General features: G+C 47.1%; 17 protein-coding genes. 15 read left to right on the plus strand and 2 right to left on the minus strand.

Annotated features, from left to right (window positions below; all coding sequences use genetic code 11):
• The first annotated feature begins 10 nt into the window (after nucleotides 1-10).
• From pstB (BMZ71_RS00835) to BMZ71_RS00905, 15 genes are all read left to right on the plus strand, one after another.
• Nucleotides 11-817 (plus strand): phosphate ABC transporter ATP-binding protein PstB, encoded by an 807-nt coding sequence (gene pstB, locus BMZ71_RS00835; RefSeq protein ID WP_086988687.1) that lies wholly within the window; start codon nucleotides 11-13, stop codon nucleotides 815-817.
• Between the two features lie 12 nt (nucleotides 818-829).
• Nucleotides 830-1,594 carry a phosphate ABC transporter ATP-binding protein PstB gene (pstB, locus tag BMZ71_RS00840; RefSeq protein ID WP_068560961.1) on the plus strand — a complete coding sequence of 255 codons (765 nt, stop codon included), beginning with the start codon at nucleotides 830-832 and terminating at the stop codon, nucleotides 1,592-1,594.
• A 43-nt stretch (nucleotides 1,595-1,637) separates the two neighbouring features.
• Nucleotides 1,638-2,306: a phosphate signaling complex protein PhoU gene (gene phoU / locus BMZ71_RS00845; protein ID WP_068560959.1), complete on the plus strand. Its 669-nt coding sequence runs from the start codon at nucleotides 1,638-1,640 to the stop codon at nucleotides 2,304-2,306.
• Nucleotides 2,307-2,490: 184 nt separating this feature from the next.
• Nucleotides 2,491-2,838 (plus strand): ArsR/SmtB family transcription factor, encoded by a 348-nt coding sequence (locus tag BMZ71_RS00850; protein WP_086988731.1) that lies wholly within the window; start codon nucleotides 2,491-2,493, stop codon nucleotides 2,836-2,838.
• A gap of 105 nt (nucleotides 2,839-2,943) precedes the next feature.
• Nucleotides 2,944-5,793 (plus strand): excinuclease ABC subunit UvrA, encoded by a 2,850-nt coding sequence (uvrA, locus tag BMZ71_RS00855; protein WP_086988686.1) that lies wholly within the window; start codon nucleotides 2,944-2,946, stop codon nucleotides 5,791-5,793.
• Nucleotides 5,794-6,143: 350 nt separating this feature from the next.
• Nucleotides 6,144-7,655, plus strand: a complete 1,512-nt coding sequence (gene liaX, locus BMZ71_RS00860; protein WP_177187446.1) for a daptomycin-sensing surface protein LiaX — start codon at nucleotides 6,144-6,146, stop codon at nucleotides 7,653-7,655.
• 41 nt (nucleotides 7,656-7,696) lie between these two features.
• The gene (locus BMZ71_RS00865) at nucleotides 7,697-8,014 is read left to right on the plus strand and encodes a PspC domain-containing protein (protein WP_068560953.1); all 318 of its coding nucleotides are present in this window, start codon (nucleotides 7,697-7,699) and stop codon (nucleotides 8,012-8,014) included.
• Nucleotides 8,014-8,358, plus strand: coding sequence for a phage holin family protein (locus BMZ71_RS00870; protein WP_086988684.1), 345 nt, complete (start codon nucleotides 8,014-8,016; stop codon nucleotides 8,356-8,358). Before BMZ71_RS00865 ends, BMZ71_RS00870 begins: the two co-directional genes overlap by 1 nt.
• A 226-nt stretch (nucleotides 8,359-8,584) precedes the next feature.
• Nucleotides 8,585-9,523, plus strand: coding sequence for an HPr(Ser) kinase/phosphatase (gene hprK, locus BMZ71_RS00875; RefSeq protein ID WP_086988683.1), 939 nt, complete (start codon nucleotides 8,585-8,587; stop codon nucleotides 9,521-9,523).
• Between the two features lie 20 nt (nucleotides 9,524-9,543).
• The gene (gene lgt, locus BMZ71_RS00880) at nucleotides 9,544-10,380 is read left to right on the plus strand and encodes a prolipoprotein diacylglyceryl transferase (protein WP_086988682.1); all 837 of its coding nucleotides are present in this window, start codon (nucleotides 9,544-9,546) and stop codon (nucleotides 10,378-10,380) included.
• 7 nt (nucleotides 10,381-10,387) lie between these two features.
• Complete coding sequence (locus tag BMZ71_RS00885; protein ID WP_086988681.1) at nucleotides 10,388-11,038, plus strand: HAD-IA family hydrolase; 651 nt, start codon at nucleotides 10,388-10,390, stop codon at nucleotides 11,036-11,038.
• A 19-nt stretch (nucleotides 11,039-11,057) separates the two neighbouring features.
• A complete protein-coding gene (locus BMZ71_RS00890) occupies nucleotides 11,058-12,104 on the plus strand; it encodes an NAD(P)H-dependent glycerol-3-phosphate dehydrogenase (RefSeq protein ID WP_086988680.1) in 1,047 nt (348 codons plus the stop codon).
• On the plus strand, nucleotides 12,101-12,994 hold the full coding sequence (gene galU / locus BMZ71_RS00895) for a UTP--glucose-1-phosphate uridylyltransferase GalU (RefSeq protein ID WP_086988679.1): 894 nt from the start codon (nucleotides 12,101-12,103) through the stop codon (nucleotides 12,992-12,994). The genes BMZ71_RS00890 and galU overlap by 4 nt, the downstream gene beginning before the upstream one ends.
• A 217-nt stretch (nucleotides 12,995-13,211) precedes the next feature.
• Nucleotides 13,212-14,183: a thioredoxin-disulfide reductase gene (gene trxB, locus BMZ71_RS00900; RefSeq protein ID WP_086988678.1), complete on the plus strand. Its 972-nt coding sequence runs from the start codon at nucleotides 13,212-13,214 to the stop codon at nucleotides 14,181-14,183.
• Nucleotides 14,184-14,350: 167 nt separating this feature from the next.
• Nucleotides 14,351-16,078: a phospho-sugar mutase gene (locus BMZ71_RS00905; protein ID WP_086988677.1), complete on the plus strand. Its 1,728-nt coding sequence runs from the start codon at nucleotides 14,351-14,353 to the stop codon at nucleotides 16,076-16,078.
• A 65-nt stretch (nucleotides 16,079-16,143) separates the two neighbouring features.
• On the opposite strand, the gene BMZ71_RS00910 is transcribed toward BMZ71_RS00905, so the two are convergent.
• Complete coding sequence (locus BMZ71_RS00910; protein WP_068560934.1) at nucleotides 16,144-16,764, minus strand: NAD(P)H-dependent oxidoreductase; 621 nt, start codon at nucleotides 16,762-16,764, stop codon at nucleotides 16,144-16,146.
• Nucleotides 16,765-17,153: 389 nt separating this feature from the next.
• Entirely contained in the window at nucleotides 17,154-19,031 is a 1,878-nt protein-coding gene (gene asnB / locus BMZ71_RS00915) for an asparagine synthase (glutamine-hydrolyzing) (protein WP_086988676.1), read from the minus strand.
• Nucleotides 19,032-19,052: the final 21 nt, after the last annotated feature.

Consider the following 19,052-nt stretch of genomic DNA (forward strand, 5'->3'; position numbering starts at 1 on the left):
GGGACCCTTGATGGGAAATGAAAAGATATTGGCAACGAACATCATCCAGATGCGTCCTGAGGCCGAAGTCGCCCTCAAAACAAATGATCTTCACGTTCATTATGGCGATTTTGAAGCGATCAAAGGCGTTTCCATGGAATTTGAAAAGAATAAAATCACCTCGTTGATCGGACCGAGTGGGTGTGGAAAATCGACTTATCTCCGTTCGTTGAACCGAATGAACGACACTGTTCCCGGTGCAAAAGTGACTGGGGAAATCATTTATCAAGGCATCGATGTGAACGTGCCTGAAGTTGATGTGTTCGAGATGCGGAAAAATATTGGGATGGTATTCCAAAGGCCGAATCCTTTCAGCAAATCGATTTATGAGAACATCGCTTTCGCACTGAGAAGGCATGGTCTGAAGGACAAGGCGACATTGGACGAAATCGTCGAAACCAGCCTGAAACAAGCTGCTCTTTGGGACCAAGTGAAGGATCAGTTGAACAAGAGCGCCTTAGCGCTCTCTGGTGGTCAACAGCAGCGGCTCTGCATCGCAAGGGCGATCGCTCTGAAGCCGGATATCCTGCTTCCGGATGAGCCAGCCAGTGCGTTGGACCCGATCTCGACTTCCCAAGTCGAAGAGACGTTGTTGGAGCTGAAGGAGAAGTATACAATCATCATTGTTACGCACAATATGCAGCAGGCATCCCGAATCAGTGATTATACAGCGTTCTTCTATTTGGGCAATGTCATTGAATATGATGAGACCAGAAAAATCTTTACTCGTCCGAAGATCCAACAGACGGAAGATTATGTTTCTGGGCATTTCGGCTAGGAGGAAAGCAACGTGAAAAGCACTAAACCCATTATTGAAACGCGTGATGTACATTTATATTACGGAAAGAACGAAGCGTTGAAGGGCATTTCGCTTGATTTTCATAAAAAAGAAATCACGGCTTTGATAGGGCCGAGCGGATGCGGAAAATCCACCTATTTAAGAACCTTGAATCGGATGAACGATCTGATTCCGGATGTGACGGTCACCGGAAAAATCAGTTTCAATGATCAGGATATCTATAGTCCGCAAATGGACACGGTAGAGCTGAGAAAAAAAGTCGGTATGGTTTTCCAACAGCCGAATCCATTCCCGTTTTCAGTTTTCGATAACGTGGCGTATGGTCTGCGCATCGCCGGGATGAAGGATAAGGAAAAAATCGCCCAAATCGTGGAAGAGAGCCTGAAGAAAGCAGCTGTATGGGATGATGTCAAAGATAAACTGGATCAGAGCGCCTTATCTTTATCTGGTGGCCAGCAACAACGTGTCTGCATCGCACGGGTCTTGGCGATCGAACCGGAAGTCATTTTGTTGGATGAACCGACGAGTGCCTTGGATCCGATTTCCAGTGCACAGATTGAACGGATGCTTATGGAATTGAAAGAAGATTACACGATGATCATTGTTACGCATAATATGCAACAAGCATCGCGGATCTCTGATAACACCGCCTTTTTCTTGAACGGTGAACTGATCGAATACGGGGAAACAAGCCAAATTTTCACGAATCCAAAAGAAAAACAAACGGAAGATTATATTTCTGGACGTTTCGGCTGATCCATTGCATAATGAAATATATTTACAAAGGGGTTGGTTTTTGATGAGACGAGTGTTTGAAGAAGAATTAGAGAGTTTGCACGCTCACTTTTTGAAGATGGGTGTATTGGTCAATGCTGCAATCCATAAGTCAATCGATGCTTTTGTAACGCACGACAAGGAACTGGCGCAGCAAGTCATCGATGAAGATGCAGCCATCAATAAGCTTGAGAACGATCTGGAAATCGAATGCTTCGAGCTGATTGCTTTGCAGCAGCCTGTGACTACGGACTTGCGCAAAATCGTGACCGTGATGAAAGCCAGCGCAGACTTGGAGCGGATCGGCGATCATGCAGTCAGTATCGCAAAATCGACGATCAAGGTGAAGGGCAAGAAGCATGATGCCGATATCGAAACGGCCATTGCAGAAACAGCTTTGAAGGTCATGGATATGGTCAAGGAAGTCCTGGACGCTTATGTCGTCCTTGATGTTGAACGTGCGCGGGAAATTGCGGCGCGGGATACGGAGATCGACGCGGCCGCCAAAAATATCTATGAAAACTGCATCGAACAAATGAAGCAAGATCCTGAGATCGTTTTGGGCGGAACAAACTATATGCGTATCTCCACTTATTTAGAAAGAATCGGAGATTACGTAACAAATATTTCCGAGTGGATCATTTACTTGGACTCCGGAGAAGTAGTAGAATTGAATGTCCATCATAAAATTTAATGATAAAAGCGTTGTGATACCCAAAGCGGTGTTGCAACGCTTTTTTTCTGTGTCAGTCAGAGCTTGAGCCAAGCCGTATTGCATACAGTTGCTTGATTTTGGCAGCAAGGGCAATGGCTTTCATAGAACGGATGAATTTGCTAAAATAAGGATTGAAGTAAGGGATAGGGGTCTAAGTGAGATGATGTCAGACTTGAATACAGAAACGATACAGGCAGTTACAAAAATATTCAAATTGATCGGCGATCCAACGCGTTTTTTGATTCTCCATGTACTGGAAAATCGGGAACTGAACGTAAATGCTATTGCGGAGGAACTGGACTTGGAGCAATCCGCGGTGTCGCACCAACTGAAAAAGCTGAGGGAAGCAAAGTTGGTGAAGAGCAGAAGAAACGGGAAAAACATCCTGTACAGCCAAGAGGATCAGCATGTCTACGCAATTCTCCACATGGCTGTCGAACATGCCGAACACGGCCGGGAGGATGCAAAAATTAAAATAAGTACAACAGCATCAGATAAGAAACCGCATTGAACAGGGGAGCGAACTAGCGTTCTTTTCAGGGCTGGATATGGTATACTACAGTCAAACAGGAAATCGACGAAAACCAAAGAATAAGTCAAAAAAGGATCTGAAATTATGGCAAAAGACCAAATCATCGTACGGGGAGCCCGTTCGCATAACTTGAAAAATATAGATGTCACCATCCCCAGGGACAAACTTGTCGTCATGACCGGTCTTTCTGGGTCGGGTAAGAGCTCATTAGCTTTCGATACGCTTTACGCAGAAGGTCAAAGGCGGTATGTGGAAAGCCTCTCAGCCTATGCGCGCCAGTTTCTGGGTCAGATGGACAAGCCGGATGTGGACAGTATCGATGGCTTGAGTCCAGCCATTGCAATCGATCAAAAGACGACGAACCGCAATCCCCGTTCGACAGTCGGAACAGTCACGGAAGTCAATGATTTCCTGCGCCTGCTTTTTGCACGTGTGGGTCATCCGATTTGTCCGAATGATGGCACCCCGATCAGCAGTCAATCGCCCGAGCAGATGGTGAATCAGGTGCTTGAGTTTCCTGAACGCACGAAAATGCAGATATTGGCACCGATCGTCAAAGGAAAAAAGGGACAGCACAAAAAAGTATTCGAGGACATCAAAAAGCAAGGCTATGTCCGTGTCCGCGTTGATGGGGAACTGTTTGATATTTCCGAAGATATTGAATTGGAAAAGAATAAAAAACATGACATCGCGATTGTTGTGGATCGGGTAGTCATCAAGGAGGGCATCCGTTCGCGCATCTTCGATTCGATCGAAGCGGCGTTGCATTTGGCTGATGGCTACGCCATTGTTGATGTCATCGGCAGTGAAGAACTTTTATTCAGCGAACACCATGCTTGTCCGTATTGCGGATTTACGATTGGCGAGATCGAACCGCGGCTGTTTTCTTTCAACGCGCCCTATGGAGCCTGTTCCGAATGTGACGGGTTAGGAATGAAGTTGGAAGTCGATCTTGATTTGATCGTTCCGGATAAGCAACTTTCTTTGAATGAAGGGGCTTTGGTACCGTGGAACCCGATCAGTTCAAATTACTATCCGGAAATGCTGCGTCAATTTTGTGCACAGAACGGCATCGATATGGATCTTCCGTTTGCCGAGCTTGGCCCCGACACCCAGCAAAAACTGCTGTATGGCGCTGGAGGCGACTTGTTCCATTTCCATTACCAGAATGAATTCGGTGGTGTCCGCGATGTTGATATCCCCTTTGAAGGGGTCATCACTAATGTCAATCGACGCTACAAAGAAACATCGAGCGATTTTACGCGCGAAGCGATGCGCCAGTACATGACCGAGTTGCCTTGCCATACCTGCCACGGCTATCGTCTCAATGAGCAAGCCTTGGCCGTGAAGGTGGCCCAACACGACATCGGGCAAGTAACGGAGTTTTCCATCGAAAATGCCGTCGCTTTCTTCGAGGGAATTTCTCTTTCGGAACAAGAGCAGCAGATTGCGGCACCTATACTGAAGGAAATCTTGTCACGCTTGACTTTCCTCAAGAATGTCGGCCTCGATTATTTGACGTTGAGCCGGACGGCGGGCACACTTTCTGGAGGAGAGGCGCAGCGGATCCGCTTGGCTACACAAATAGGCTCCAATCTGTCCGGCGTGCTCTACATCTTGGATGAGCCGTCCATCGGGTTGCATCAACGCGACAATAATCGGTTGATTGAATCGATGAAAAATATGCGCGACCTTGGAAACACGCTCATCGTCGTGGAGCACGATGAGGACACGATGATGCAGGCGGATTATCTGATCGATATCGGACCGGGTGCTGGCGAACTCGGTGGTGAAATTGTGGCTGCCGGAACGCCCGAGCAAGTCATGAAAAATAAGAAATCCTTGACCGGAAAATATCTGTCAGGGAAATTGTTCATCCCGGTTCCGGAGACGCGAAGGACAGAGGACAAAGGTGCCGTGAAAATCACCGGGGCTACTGAAAATAACCTGAAGAATGTGGATGCTGCCTTTCCTTTAGGGAAAATCGTGGCAGTCACCGGCGTGTCCGGCTCAGGAAAAAGTTCCTTGGTCAACAATGTCCTGAAGACGGCTCTTGCCAAAGAATTGACCCGTACGAAAGAAAAACCGGGTAAGTTCAAAACAATCAGCGGGTTCGAAGGTCTGGAGAAAATCATCGATATCGACCAAAGCCCGATCGGACGGACGCCGCGAAGCAATCCGGCAACCTATACCAGCGTCTTCGATGACATGCGCGACCTATTTGCCAGCACCAATGAAGCCAAAATCCGCGGCTACAAAAAAGGCCGCTTCAGCTTCAATGTCAAGGGCGGACGTTGTGAAGCTTGCCGCGGCGATGGCATTCTGAAAATTGAGATGCATTTCCTGCCGGATGTTTACGTGCCTTGCGAAGTTTGCCACGGCACACGCTATAATTCCGAAACGTTGGAAGTGCAGTACAAAGGCAAGAATATCGCCCAAGTATTGGATATGACCATTGAGGAAGCTCTGACATATTTTGAAGCTATCCCTAAAATCAGGCGCAAACTACAGACCATCGTCGATGTCGGACTCGGCTATGTGACATTGGGACAACCCGCAACGACTTTATCCGGTGGTGAAGCCCAGCGGATGAAATTGGCCAGTGAACTGCAGCGCGTATCAAGCGGCAAGACATTCTACATACTGGATGAACCGACCACAGGGTTGCATACGCATGATATCGCTAGATTGTTGCAGGTTTTGGACCGTCTGGTGGAAGCCGGCAACACGATCGTCGTGATCGAACACAATCTGGACGTGATCAAAACAGCCGATTACATCATCGATATGGGACCTGAAGGCGGAGCCGGCGGGGGAACCGTGCTCGCTACCGGCACTCCGGAAGAAATCGCTGAGGTAGAGGGCAGCTATACCGGCCAATTCTTGAAACCTATTCTCGAACGGGATAAAGTAAGGGATAAAAAAAATAAATAGCCAAAACAGGCTGCCTCATTTAATGATGAGACAGCCTGTTCGTCGTTGCTGTCAGATAATTTTTTTGAGGCAATTTTCTATAATTTGGAAATGTAGCATTGTTCTCCGGCGAACTGCCCCTCGCCGGAGCTTAGGACAGCTTATACGCACTTTCTTTTTTCAGCAGGCAACCCTACTGTGTCTGCTAGCTTCTAGTCATTTCTGCTGAAGAGAAAATCAAACTTAAGACCTATGACAAGAGGAACGAACTTGGGCATAATAAGGACATAAGCAATAGATATCCAGAAATAGGCAAATTGAGTCCCCTGTCAGCGAATAGATAAATGGATAATCATCAAGGAGGAACTACCATGAATGAAAGAGACCGAATTTTGGCGTTGGTAAGAGAAGGCATCATCACTACAGAAGAAGCCTTGGTACTTTTAGAGAACTTAGCGAAGCGCGAAGGAAAAGATGCAGTGAAGTTCAATCAGCAGCAAGATTTCACAGATGTACCCGATACTTCATCAGAATCCTCAGAGCAAACGGCTCCAGTTTCCGATAAGGAACGGGAAGACCGCAGAAATTTGGAAAAGATTTTGGATGAGCTGGCCAGCGAAATTTCCTATTTCTCCTCTCAGATCGATGCGAAAGGCGAAGCACTCCAGTCATTGCAAAAACAAATCAACGACAAATCCGAAAAAAGGCAGGAACTGGCCACAGCAGATGAATTGGGCGATTTGACTGGCGAACAAGAAATTACGTTGATGCGTTTGGATGAAGAACTGGAGGCTCTTCGCGGACAAGTTGCCGCGCTGGAAGCCGAAAAAAGCGAGATGGAACAAAAAATGCGCAGCCTCAAGAAGGAGCATGTGGAAAATAGCGTGAAATCTTTTGGTGAGAAACTGGGCAATAAAGAGGAATGGAAAGACACAGCCACCAATTTCGCGGAACGCCTCACTAAAGCAGGCACCCAACTAAGCAAATTTTTGGTCGATACGGTCCAGACGGTCGCAGAGAATGTCGATTGGAAAGACACTGATTTCAACATCAAGATCCCAGGCTTGATCACAAGTAAATTCCAGCATGAATTCATATTCGATCAGAATACCGCGACAATCCTTGATTTTCAATTGGCAAACGGGAATGTGACGTTGCAGAGTTGGGATAACGAAACCATTTCGGTCGCTGCAGATGTGAAGATTTACGGAAAAACGGAAGAAGCGACAGCGAAGGAAGCTTTCGACGCCCGAAGTACGATTGTGATGGATGAGGATAAACTCACTTTCCGCGTTCCGAACAAACGGGTGAAATGCGATATCGTCGTCTCCTTGCCGAAACGCGAATACGATTACATCGCAATTAAGATGTTGAACGGGAATGCGACCTTGAAAAACATTGGAGGAAAAGATTTTTACATCAAATCCACGAACGGCAATATGGTTATTTCAGGTCTCAAGGCCATCATGCTGGAGACGGATGGAGTCAACGGGAATCTGGACGTTTCGGAAAGTACGATTGTTGATGTGTTGGCGAAAACAATCAACGGTAGTCTGACGATCAAAAGCGATGTCGTCAGTGCAACTGTTTCCGTGGTGAATGGGGATGTGAAACTGTCCTATCCAGGAACAAACGCCAAACAGATCCAAGCTAGTTCCGTCAACGGTTCTGTCAAGCTGTCTTTGCCTGCTGCCAAAAGCGCAGAAGTGAAAGCAAGCAGTTCGTTGGGGAAAATCATGAACCGGATGGAGAATATCGAAATCCTCCGCCAAAAAAATGAACACACAAACAAGTATCTGGAATTCAGACGAATGGACGAAGAATCTCCGGTTATGGTAGAATTAAAGACAACAACAGGAAACATATTTTTAAAAAATAACTAAAAATAGCGATAATAAATGGCACAAATAAGGAGAGAACGAACATGAAAAAATTAACCAAATCTGCTACAGACAGACAAGTCAGCGGTGTTCTGGGAGGTATTGCCGAATACTTCGGCATCGATTCGACGATTGTGCGTGTGATCTTTCTGATTGCCGTCTTTGCGGGAGTCGGATCGCCCGTATTGCTGTATATCCTGATGGCGATCCTGATGCCTGAACCGGGCCAAAGCGGCAGCGGACAATCATTCGGAGGAACGTATGGATCATCATCTTCCCGTCGCAGTTCCGACGCTTCAAGACCAGTAAAGGAAGCAAAACCAGTGGATAAACAAGAAGAGGACGACTGGAGTGATTTCTGATGGGATTCTGGAAAAAAGCAGCGGTCAACTCGCTAGTGTTCATCGCCTTAGCTTATTTCATGGCACCTTCCTTCTATGTGCATAGCCTTTGGACAGCGTTCTGGGCCAGCATTGTCTTGGGTATCGTCAATTTTCTGATCAAACCAGTGTTTTTGATCCTCTCGTTCCCGATTACGCTCCTTACTTTCGGTTTGTTTAGCTTCGTGATCAATGGATTCATGCTGTATCTGACGTCTTGGTTGGTGGGACCGGGATTCCACTTCACAAGCTACGGTACTGCGTTTCTGGTGGCTTTGATCATGTCGATCGTGCATATGTTCCTGAGCAGGGACGATGTGCATTAGTTAAGTGGGTTCAACAATAGCAGTCAGTATCAAATAACCTAAATGAAGGCAGCTGAAACGATTGTTTCAGCTGCCTTTTGTTCTTTCGTATGCATGGATAAAATGTTATGATGGATAGGAATACAATAAACCACAAGCGATTCAATTATTGTTTGAGGAGAGATTAAAAAGAGAAAATCCTGCCTGATCGAGGTCAGGAAATTAAATGATAGAGTGAGGGATAAGAATGACGAATACAGTCACTGTAAAGGAATTAGTGGATTCTTCAGGTTATGTTGTGCTGAGCGGAGAAGAGTTCTTGGGAAATAAAATCACAACCAGCGAAATCTCCAGACCCGGCGTCGAGTTGACCGGTTTCTTTAATTTTTACCCGTCGGCCCGTATCCAATTGTTGGGGAAAACGGAACTGACATTTATCGAGCGGATGACTGCAGAAGAGCGCCTGATCGTTATGAGACGCCTCTGCAGCAAAGAAACACCTTGCTTCGTTATCGGACGCAGATTGCCTGCGCCCTCAGAATTGACGAAAGCCGCTCAAGAAGCTGGTATACCGATTCTTTCGGCACAATCCAGAACGACAAGAGTATCCAGTAACATCACCAATTTTCTTGAGGGCAAATTGGCTGAACGCGTTTCGATGCACGGGGTTTTCGTGGATGTATTTGGAATGGGGGTCATGATTACAGGGGACAGCGGCGTCGGGAAGTCGGAGACGGCTTTGGAATTGATCCAAAAAGGACACCGGTTGGTCGCTGATGATCGTGTTGATCTGTATCAGCATGACGAAAATACGCTGATAGGTGAGGCACCAGGCATTCTTCGCCATCTGATCGAAATCCGCGGAATCGGAATTATTGATGTGATGACGCTGTTCGGGGCCGGCGCGGTCAAACAGGCTAATGAAGTCAATCTGATTGTTAACCTGGAACTTTGGAGCAAAGACAAGAAATTTGAGCGTCTGGGCAGTACCGAGGAAATCGTGAACATTTTGGATGTCGGCATCCCTAAAATCACAATTCCGGTAAAGACAGGGCGAAATCTTGCTATCATCATCGAAGTGGCTGCCATGAATTTCCGTGCGAAAACGATGGGCTATAATGCCGCTGAGACTTTCGAAAGAAATCTGGAAGCTTTGATTAAAGAGAATACCCAAAAAGGCGAATAGCTTGAACAAAGGAGATTAACATGACTAATTTGATAGCCGCATTAAACCCCGTCGCCTTGTCGTTCGGCGGTTTGGAGATCCGTTGGTATGGTGTCATCATAGCGGCAGGGATACTTGTTGCCATGGCATTGGCTACGAAAGAGGCCGAGAAAAAAGGACTGGATCCGGACTTTATCGTCGACATGATGTTCTGGACGATACCGATAGGAATCATCGGCGCCCGCATTTACTATGTATTGTTTGAATTGGATTATTATTTGCAGAACCCAGGCGAAATCATTCAAGTCTGGAATGGTGGCATCGCCATTTACGGTGCGTTGATCGCCGGTATTTTGACGATCTATTGGTACACAAAACGAAAAGGAATTTCCTTTGCATTGACGATGGATATTTTGGCACCCGCAGTTCTGATTGCACAATCCATCGGCAGATGGGGGAATTTCATGAACCAGGAAGCGCATGGTGAGGAAGTCAGCCGCGTCTTTTTGGAGAATTTGTTCCTGCCTGAATTCATTATTGAACAAATGAACATCAATGGGATTTATTACCACCCGACCTTCTTGTACGAATCGCTCTGGTCGTTGGCCGGTTTTGTGCTGATTCTGTTCCTGCGCAGAAAAGAACAACTGTTGCGTGTCGGTGAAGTAATGTTCACTTATGTCATGTGGTACTCGTTCGGACGCTTCTTCATCGAAGGTATGCGTACAGACAGCCTGTACCTTTTCGGGCCTATCCGCGTTTCGCAGGCGCTGTCCATCCTTCTGTTCCTCGGAGCAATGGTGTACTGGGCTTACAGACGCCGAAATAATTATCCGCCTGATCCCTACTACACGGATATCAGTAGAAAGAGAGTATAATAGACGAATGGAGTTTAAAACAATATTATTTGATTTTGATGGCACTATCGCTGATACGAACCGACTTATCAGTGAAAGCCACTTTGTTGTCATGGAGGAAAATTTCCCGGGCCGGTTCAAAATGAAGGAAATGGCTCAGTTCAACGGTCCCAGTCTAGAGGAAATATATGGGCGTCTTGATCAGGACAGAAAAGATGAGTTGGTCGCACGTTACCGGGAAGTGATGCTGGAGAAGCATGATGAAATGATCGGACTTTTTCCCGGCATCAAAGAAATGCTTGGAAATCTCAAACAAGAAGGCTTGCGCTTAGGCGTCGTTTCGACAAAACGTACCGATGTGCTGAAAAGAGGCATATCCATTTTAGGCATCACGGATTATTTTGATACGATCATTGGGTCAGGCGATTTTTCACAACCCAAGCCTGATCCGGAGTCGCTCTTTCTGGCTATGGAACGTTTGGAAGCAAAAAGAGAGACCAGCGCGATGGTCGGGGACAATCACCACGATATAGTCGCAGGCAATAATGCGGGAATCACAAGTATTTTTGTGGGCTGGTCCGAAAAAACGACTGCCTTTATCCAACCCTATCAACCAACAAAAACAGTCAAAAACCCACATGAGTTGGAAGAGTACATTCTTTCCGGCGTGAGAGTTTAATGGAGGGGAAGAGATCAAAATGAGACAAAAAGTTGCTGTACTAGGGGCTGGTTCTTGGGGAACAGCCTTATCGATGGTATTGGATGAAAATGGACATGAAGTCCGTCTTTGGGGGAATGACCCACAACAAATCAAAGAAATCAATGAGCAGCATACGAATGAGCATTACTTACCCGGTGCAAAGCTGAGTGAATCGATTGTAGCGTACACCGATCTGAAAGCTGCTATAGGTGACGCGGATGCGCTTTTGTTCGTTCTGCCGACAAAAGCAATCCGTGTAGTTGCGAAAGAAGTCGCATCATTATTGGACGGCCAAACAAGGCCGCACCTAATACATGCCAGCAAAGGATTGGAACAGGATACCCATAAACGGATTTCCGTCATCATCCAAGAAGAGATTCCGACAGAGAAATACGATAGCTTGGTTGTCCTTTCCGGACCGAGCCATGCGGAAGAAGTCGCAAAAAAAGACATCACAACAATCACTGCCGCATCCCAGGACGAAGAGGATGCAGCTTATGTGCAAAAACTGTTCATGAATCCTTATTTCAGGGTCTACCGGAACACGGATGTCATCGGAGTTGAATTGGGTGCTGCTTTGAAGAACATCATTGCCGTAGGTGCTGGGGCGCTTCATGGATTAGGTTACGGCGATAATGCGAAGGCGGCTTTGATGACACGCGGATTAGCGGAAATCAGTCGTCTGGGGATCGCTTTCGGTGCAGATCCTATGACATTCTTCGGTTTGAGTGGCGTGGGCGACCTGATCGTGACCGGCACCAGCCGCCATTCGCGGAACTGGCGAGCAGGGGATCTGATCGGAAAAGGCCAGGATCTGGATGAGGTGCTGAACAATATGGGGATGGTCGTTGAAGGTGTAGCAACAACAAAGGCCGCTTATGAGTTGGCGCAGGAAAAAGGCATCGAAATGCCGATCACAGAAGCCATCTATAAAGTGTTGTACGAGAAAGTCGATGTCAAAAAAGCAATCGAGGAATTGATGCTGCGCGAAGGCAAAGCGGAGCAATCTTCTCAAAATGTGGAAAAGGGGAGCCAATCAATATGAAGAAAGTCAGAAAAGCAGTGATTCCTGCTGCGGGATTCGGAACGCGTTTTTTACCGGCAACGAAAGCGATGGCAAAAGAAATGTTGCCGATCGTCGATAAGCCCACCATTCAATTCATCGTCGAAGAAGCAATCGCATCAGGGATAGAAGATATCCTGATCGTAACCGGAAAAAGCAAACGTCCGATTGAAGACCATTTTGATTCAAATATTGAATTGGAAGCGAATCTGCGTGAAAAAGGCAAAAATGAATTGTTGGAATTGGTTCAGGAAACGACCGGGTTGCGTATCCATTTCGTCCGCCAGTCTTATCCATTGGGGCTGGGTCATGCGGTTCTGCAGGCGAAAGCTTTTGTCGGAGATGAACCATTTGTCGTCATGCTGGGTGATGATCTCATGGAGGATGAAGTGCCGTTGACCAAGCAGTTGATGGATGCTTACGAGCGCACGCATGCTTCCAATATCGCCGTGATGGAAGTGCCGCATAAAGAAACATCCAAATACGGCATCATCGATCCGGATCAGGAACTGGAACCAGGCCTGTTCAACGTCCGCAGATTCGTCGAAAAACCGAAGCCGGAAGACGCACCGAGCAATTTGGCTATCATCGGCCGGTACTTATTGACTCCGGAAATTTTCGAAATTCTGGAGAATCAAAATCCAGGTGCCGGCGGAGAAATCCAATTGACCGACGCAATCGATACTTTGAACCAAACGCAGCGCGTCTTCGCAAAACGCTTCGACGGCAAGCGTTTTGACGTTGGAGACAAATTCGGTTTCCTGACGACAAGCATTTCCTATGGCCTCACCCATCCGGAAATAAAAGATAAATTGAAAAATTATCTGGTGGAGCTTGGTGAAAAACTGACTGCCGAGGATGAAGGCAAATAGCCGCTTTGGTAATCCGAATCCAGCCGAATATTGAGTGATAAACAATAGAAGCCGAGCCATCAATCGTTCTGCGATCAATGGCTCGGCTTCTTCTCGCTGACTTTGGAGCCATGAGCAGAATTGTTGCACAAAAAATCAAGTCAGAGTAAACTATATTAGAACCAGATTCCGGCACCTGACCGGAACAGACTTGACACAAGAAGGAGATACAAAAAATATGGAACAGACTGAAACAATTTATGACGTCATCGTCATCGGAGCCGGACCAGGCGGAATGACCGCAGCACTGTACGCATCCCGATCAAATTTGAAGACGTTATTGCTGGAGCGTGGTATTCCCGGTGGGGAGATGAACAATACAGCTGAAGTTGAGAATTACCCTGGTTTCAATTCGATTTTAGGCCCTGAGTTGGCTGAACGGATGTACGAAAGCACAATGCAATTCGGGGCGGAGCATGTTTATGGCGATGTAAAACGAATTGTTGTCGACGGCGATTACCGTATCGTTGAAGCAGGCAAAAAAACCTATAAGACACGTGCCGTCATCATTGCGACCGGGTCCTACCACAGAAAATTGGGTGTTCCCGGTGAGGCGCAGTACAACGGCCGCGGCGTTTCCTATTGTGCCGTCTGTGATGGAGCTTTCTTTAAAGGCAAAAAACTAGCCGTGGTCGGCGGCGGAGATTCTGCCGTGGAGGAAGGGACTTATTTGACGCAATTCGCGGATGTCAACATCGTGCACAGACGGGATGAGTTGCGGGCTCAAAAAGTCATCCAGGATCGTGCCTTCAAAAATGAGAAAGTTTCCTTCACTTGGAATGCCATTGTGGAAGAAATCAAGGGCGACGGACAAAAGGTCACTGGCGTGGTGATCCGCAACAAAAATACCAATGAAATCACGGAAGAAGCTGTTGACGGTGTCTTCATCTATGTTGGTATCCTGCCGCAATCGGATGCTTTCCTTGATTTAGGGATCACGGATGAAGAGGGCTGGATCATCACGAATGAGCACATGGAAACGGCGATACCGGGCATCTTTGCCATCGGGGATGTGCGTCAAAAACTTCTGCGTCAAATTACGACTGCTGTCGGTGATGGCGGAGAAGCCGGAAACCGCGCATTTGCTTACATAGAAGACTTGCATGACCGCTTGGCAGCCGCCGAAGCGGCTGCTGAGACGGTGGACTGAAAATATTGTCCACACAACAACAATGTTATTGTCCAGTTCATTAGTACCCCGAAAGTTCACGTTCTGAAATCAGAGCGTGAATTTTTTTGTAGATTCAATCTTTTCGCTCAATTGGCATGCAAATAATGTTATAATATGATTAAACTAATATGGGAAGGATGATGAAAATGTCTTATCAAGAAACTATCGAGCAGTGGAATGATTTTGCCTTATTAGAACCTACATTAAAAGAAGAATTAAAATCTTTGGAGGGAAATGAAGAAGCACTGAAAGATGCTTTTTTTGCTCCGCTGGAATTCGGAACTGCCGGAATGCGCGGCATCCTGGGAGTCGGGATCAATCGGATGAACATCTACACAGTCCGCCAAGCGACCGAAGGCTTGGCTCGTTTGATGGAGGCAAAAGGTGAAGAAGCGAAAAAACGCGGCGTCGCGATTGCTTACGATTCCAGACACCAATCTCCGGAGTTTGCGATGGAGGCAGCGAAAACATTGGGTGCACACGGCATTCCGGCTTTCGTTTTTGAAAGCTTACGCCCCACACCTGAATTATCCTTTGCGGTAAGACATTTGAATGCGCTAACGGGGATCATGATCACAGCGAGCCACAACCCGGCTGATTACAACGGTTATAAAGTCTATGGAGACGACGGCGGCCAGATGCCACCTGCCGATGCGGACGCTTTGACTGATTATGTGAGAGCAATTGAAAATCCACTGACCATCCAAGTGGGCGATGAAGCAGAGCTGAAAGCAACGGGCTTGATCAAAATGCTTGGGGAAGAGGTCGATGCAACTTACCTTGACCTTGTCAAAACAGTGACCGTCGATCCTGCCCTTGTCCATGAAATGAGCAAAGAAATGAAATTGGTCTTCACGCCGCTGCATGGAACTGGGCAGATGCTGGGTGAACGTGCTTTGAAGAATGCCGGGTTTGAAGGCATCTATCTCGTGCCGGAACAGGCAGTGGCCGATCCAAATTTCTCAACCGTGAAATCACCGAATCCGGAAGAAGCTGGCGCATTTGAGTATGCCATCAAACTTGGAACGGAATTGGATGCGGATATTTTGGTTGCGACCGATCCGGATGCTGACCGCTTGGGCGCGGCCGTCCGCAAAGCAAAAGGCGAGTACGTTGTTCTGACAGGTAACCAGATTGCTTCATTGATGCTGGATTATTTGTTGCGCGCGAAAAAAGCGGCTGGTACATTGCCAGCCAACGGCACAGCCCTGAAATCGATCGTATCGAGCGAGTTGCCGACAGCAATCGCCAAATCTTATGGAGCGGACATGGTGGATGTACTGACCGGTTTCAAATTCATCGCAGAAAAAATCAAGCAATACGAAGAAGATCACAGTAAAGAATTCTTGTTCGGCTTCGAGGAAAGCTACGGTTATCTTGCAAAACCTTTCGTTCGCGATAAAGACGCCATCCAGGCCCTCGTGTTGATTGCCGAAGTAGCTGCGTACTACAAGAAAAAAGGTCAAACGCTGTACGATGGCTTGGTCGAAATTTTCGAAACACATGGCTATTATAAAGAACAGACGATTTCCGTTACGATGTCCGGCATCACCGGAGCAGAAAAAATCAAAGCGCTGATGGCCCAATTCCGTACGGAAGCACCAGCGGATTTCGCAGGCATCGCCGTATCGATCACGGAAGACTTCGGCAACTCTACAAAGACATTCTCTGACGGCTCCACTGAAAGCATCGATATGCCGAGCTCGAATGTGCTGAAATATTTCCTGGAGGACGGCAGCTGGATCGCCATCCGCCCAAGCGGAACAGAACCAAAAATCAAATTCTATATCGGTGCCAAAGCGGAAAGCCAAGCCGCAGTCGATGAAAAAGTCGCTGCTTTTGAAACAAGCATCCGTACTTTGACCGCTGAATAATCCGAAATAAACTAAAAAAAGGAAGTCCGAAGATTACGGACTTCCTTTTTGCTGTGGATTGTTCATCAGAATGTTTTGGCCAGTTGTTTGGCTTTTTCGATCGCATCCGCAACGATTTCATCGGCACGATCCGGATATGTGTCCATACCTTCAACGAATAGTTGTGAAATCTCCTCGACCCCCAGAAAATGGAAAATGCTCTTGATGTACTGGCTGGCAGGATCGCTTCCGTCGAAAATGCCGCCATTCGCTTGGATATGCAACAATTTCTTGTCCGGGACCATTCCGACTGCTCCGGATTCCGTGTAACGGAATGTCTGACCAGCAACTGTGATAGTGTCGATCCATGTCTTCAGGCGACTGGGAACATGCATGTTCCATAATGGATTGGCGATGATGATCTTATCCATGGAAACAAAATCATCGGTATAGTGATTGAACAGCGTCACTTTTTCTTGCTGACGGGAAGTCAACTGATCAAAAAGCACGCCTTTCGATAATTCCTTCCAGGCTGTCAAAAGATCCCGATCGATCTCAGGGATGGCGACTTCATAAAGATTCATGTCTTTGATGCGATCATAAGGATTCAAAGCTTTGTATTCCTCCAGAAAAGCATCCAAAACTTTCATGGAGCGGGATACACTGCTGTCGAACGGATGCGCGCGCACAACTAAAACTCTGGCCATAGAAAAACCTTCTTTCCAATTTTTATACCTTAATGATACCATTTGCACGCAAAGATAAGAAAGCATAACCCATCACCAACAGGATGATTCGCTGACCAAAAACGGAAGAGGGGTTCCCGGATGAATTGAAGCAGCAATCAGTGGTCTGTTCTCCTCTGACGAACGGAGGCTTCGCCGGAGTTCGGCCCACAGACAGTATGCGTACTCCGGTTAGGGGTGGTTCGCGGGAGTTCAGGCTGATTGTCGGTGGCGTTCTCCGGCTAAAGACCGCTCACCGGAGCTAGGCAGCATTTCGGACGCGCTCCTCCGGTCAGCTGGCCGCGCAGAAACAGGCGCACAAAAACAGGAGCCTCCGCGCTAGGAGGCTCCTGTTTCTGATTTATGTAATCTTAAGCTACGAAAGCTTCCGAAGACAGAGGTGTTTCATCAATGAAGAAACGTTTGTACCAGACGAGGAAGATATAGGCTGTCCAGATTTGGCGGCCATAATCCAATTTTTTCGTATAGTTGTCGTCGAGAATCTGTACAAGCTTATCGGTGTCGAAAAATTCTGCTGCATAGTCGGAAGCGAAAGCTTTTCTGACTTCGTTGTAGAATTCTTCTTCGCGCAGCCAGTGACGGATCGGAGTCGGGAAGCCCAACTTCGGACGTTTCGCCCATTCTTCAGGCAGGACATCGGCAGCGGCTCTACGGAGCACGTATTTTGTATCGATTTCGTTGACACGATAATCGGATGGGATGCGTTTCGCCAATTCCATGACTTCTTTATCCAGGAAAGGTACGCGCAGCTCCAACGAGTGGGCCATGCTCATCTTGTCGGCTTTCAACAGGATATCCCCAGGCATCCAAAGGTTCAGATCGAGATACTGCATCTTCGTCACATCATCCTGACCTTTGACTTCGTCGTAGATCGGTTTGGTTATCGAACGGATATCCGGACCGTTTTTGTAGGCCGGCTTCAGGATATCCACAGCTTCTTCTTCGTCCCAGACGATGGCCTGGCCGATGAAGCGTTCTTCCACTTTTTGACCGCCTTTGACCAGGAAGGTCGTCAGCGTATTTTTCGGCAATTTATGTGCCAATTTGCCGATGCCTTTTCTTAGGCTGTAAGGTACTTTTTCATAGGTCTCCATTTTCTTGGATGGCTCATACCAAGAGTAGCCGCCGAAAATTTCATCAGCGCCTTCACCCGAAAGTACGACCGTCACATCTTTCTTCGCCAATTCAGCCAAGAAATACAACGGAACGGAAGACGGATTCGATTGCGGTTCATCCATATGGTATTGGATGGTAGGCAGGGCATGAAAAGCTTCCTCAGGCGAGATGTACTTGCGGACATTCTCGATGCCGAGGATGTCGGAAAGATCAGCAGCTTGGTTGGTTTCGTTGAACATTTTTTCATATTCCGAGAAGCCGACCGAAAAAGATTTTTCCGGTTTCATCAAGGCTGTGACCAAGCTGGAATCGACACCGCCAGAAAGGAAGGCGCCTGTCTTCACATCACTGATTTTGTGGGCACGGACGGAATCTGCCATTGTCGCTTTGACTTCTTCCACATAGCTCTCCAAAGTGCCATTTTCGGCATGGAATTTTTTGTCCCAATATTCGACCGTATGGATATCGTTGCCTTTCAGCACCATATAATGCGCCGGTTTCAATTTGTGGACGCCTTTGAAGAAGGTTTCACCCATCGAAGAGTATTGCAGCGTCAAATAAGGACGCAAAGCATCTTTGTTCACTTCTTTGATGAAAGCAGGGTGAGCCAAAAATGACTTGATTTCAGAACCGAAAAGCAAGCTGCCGTCGGTTGTGTTCGTCGTGTAGTACAAGGGTTTGATGCCGAAGCCGTCACGGGCGATGAACATCGTGTCATTCACTTTGTCCCAGATCGCGAACGCGAACATGCCGCGCAGTTGTTTCACGAAGTCATAACCGTATTCTTTATAGCCGTAAATCAAAACTTCACTGTCCGTCTTGGAATGGAAGATGTGTCCTTTTTGCTTCAGATCTTCGCGCAACTCCTGGAAGTTGAAGATTTCACCGTTGAACACCAATACCAAATTTCCGTCGGCACTGTACATCGGTTGTTTTCCGTTATCGGAAAGATCGATGATGCTCAAGCGGCGGAAGCCTAACGTTACTTTGTCATCAGAATACATGCCGCCACTGTCTGGTCCGCGGTGGACGATTCTGTTCATCATACCTTCAATCACAGTCTGATGGTTCCATGCAGTCGATCCATGGATATATCCAACAAAACCACACATTTATACCACTCCTTAAGTATC

This window comes from Trichococcus flocculiformis (assembly GCF_900113645.1).
Lineage (GTDB): Bacteria > Bacillota > Bacilli > Lactobacillales > Aerococcaceae > Trichococcus > Trichococcus flocculiformis.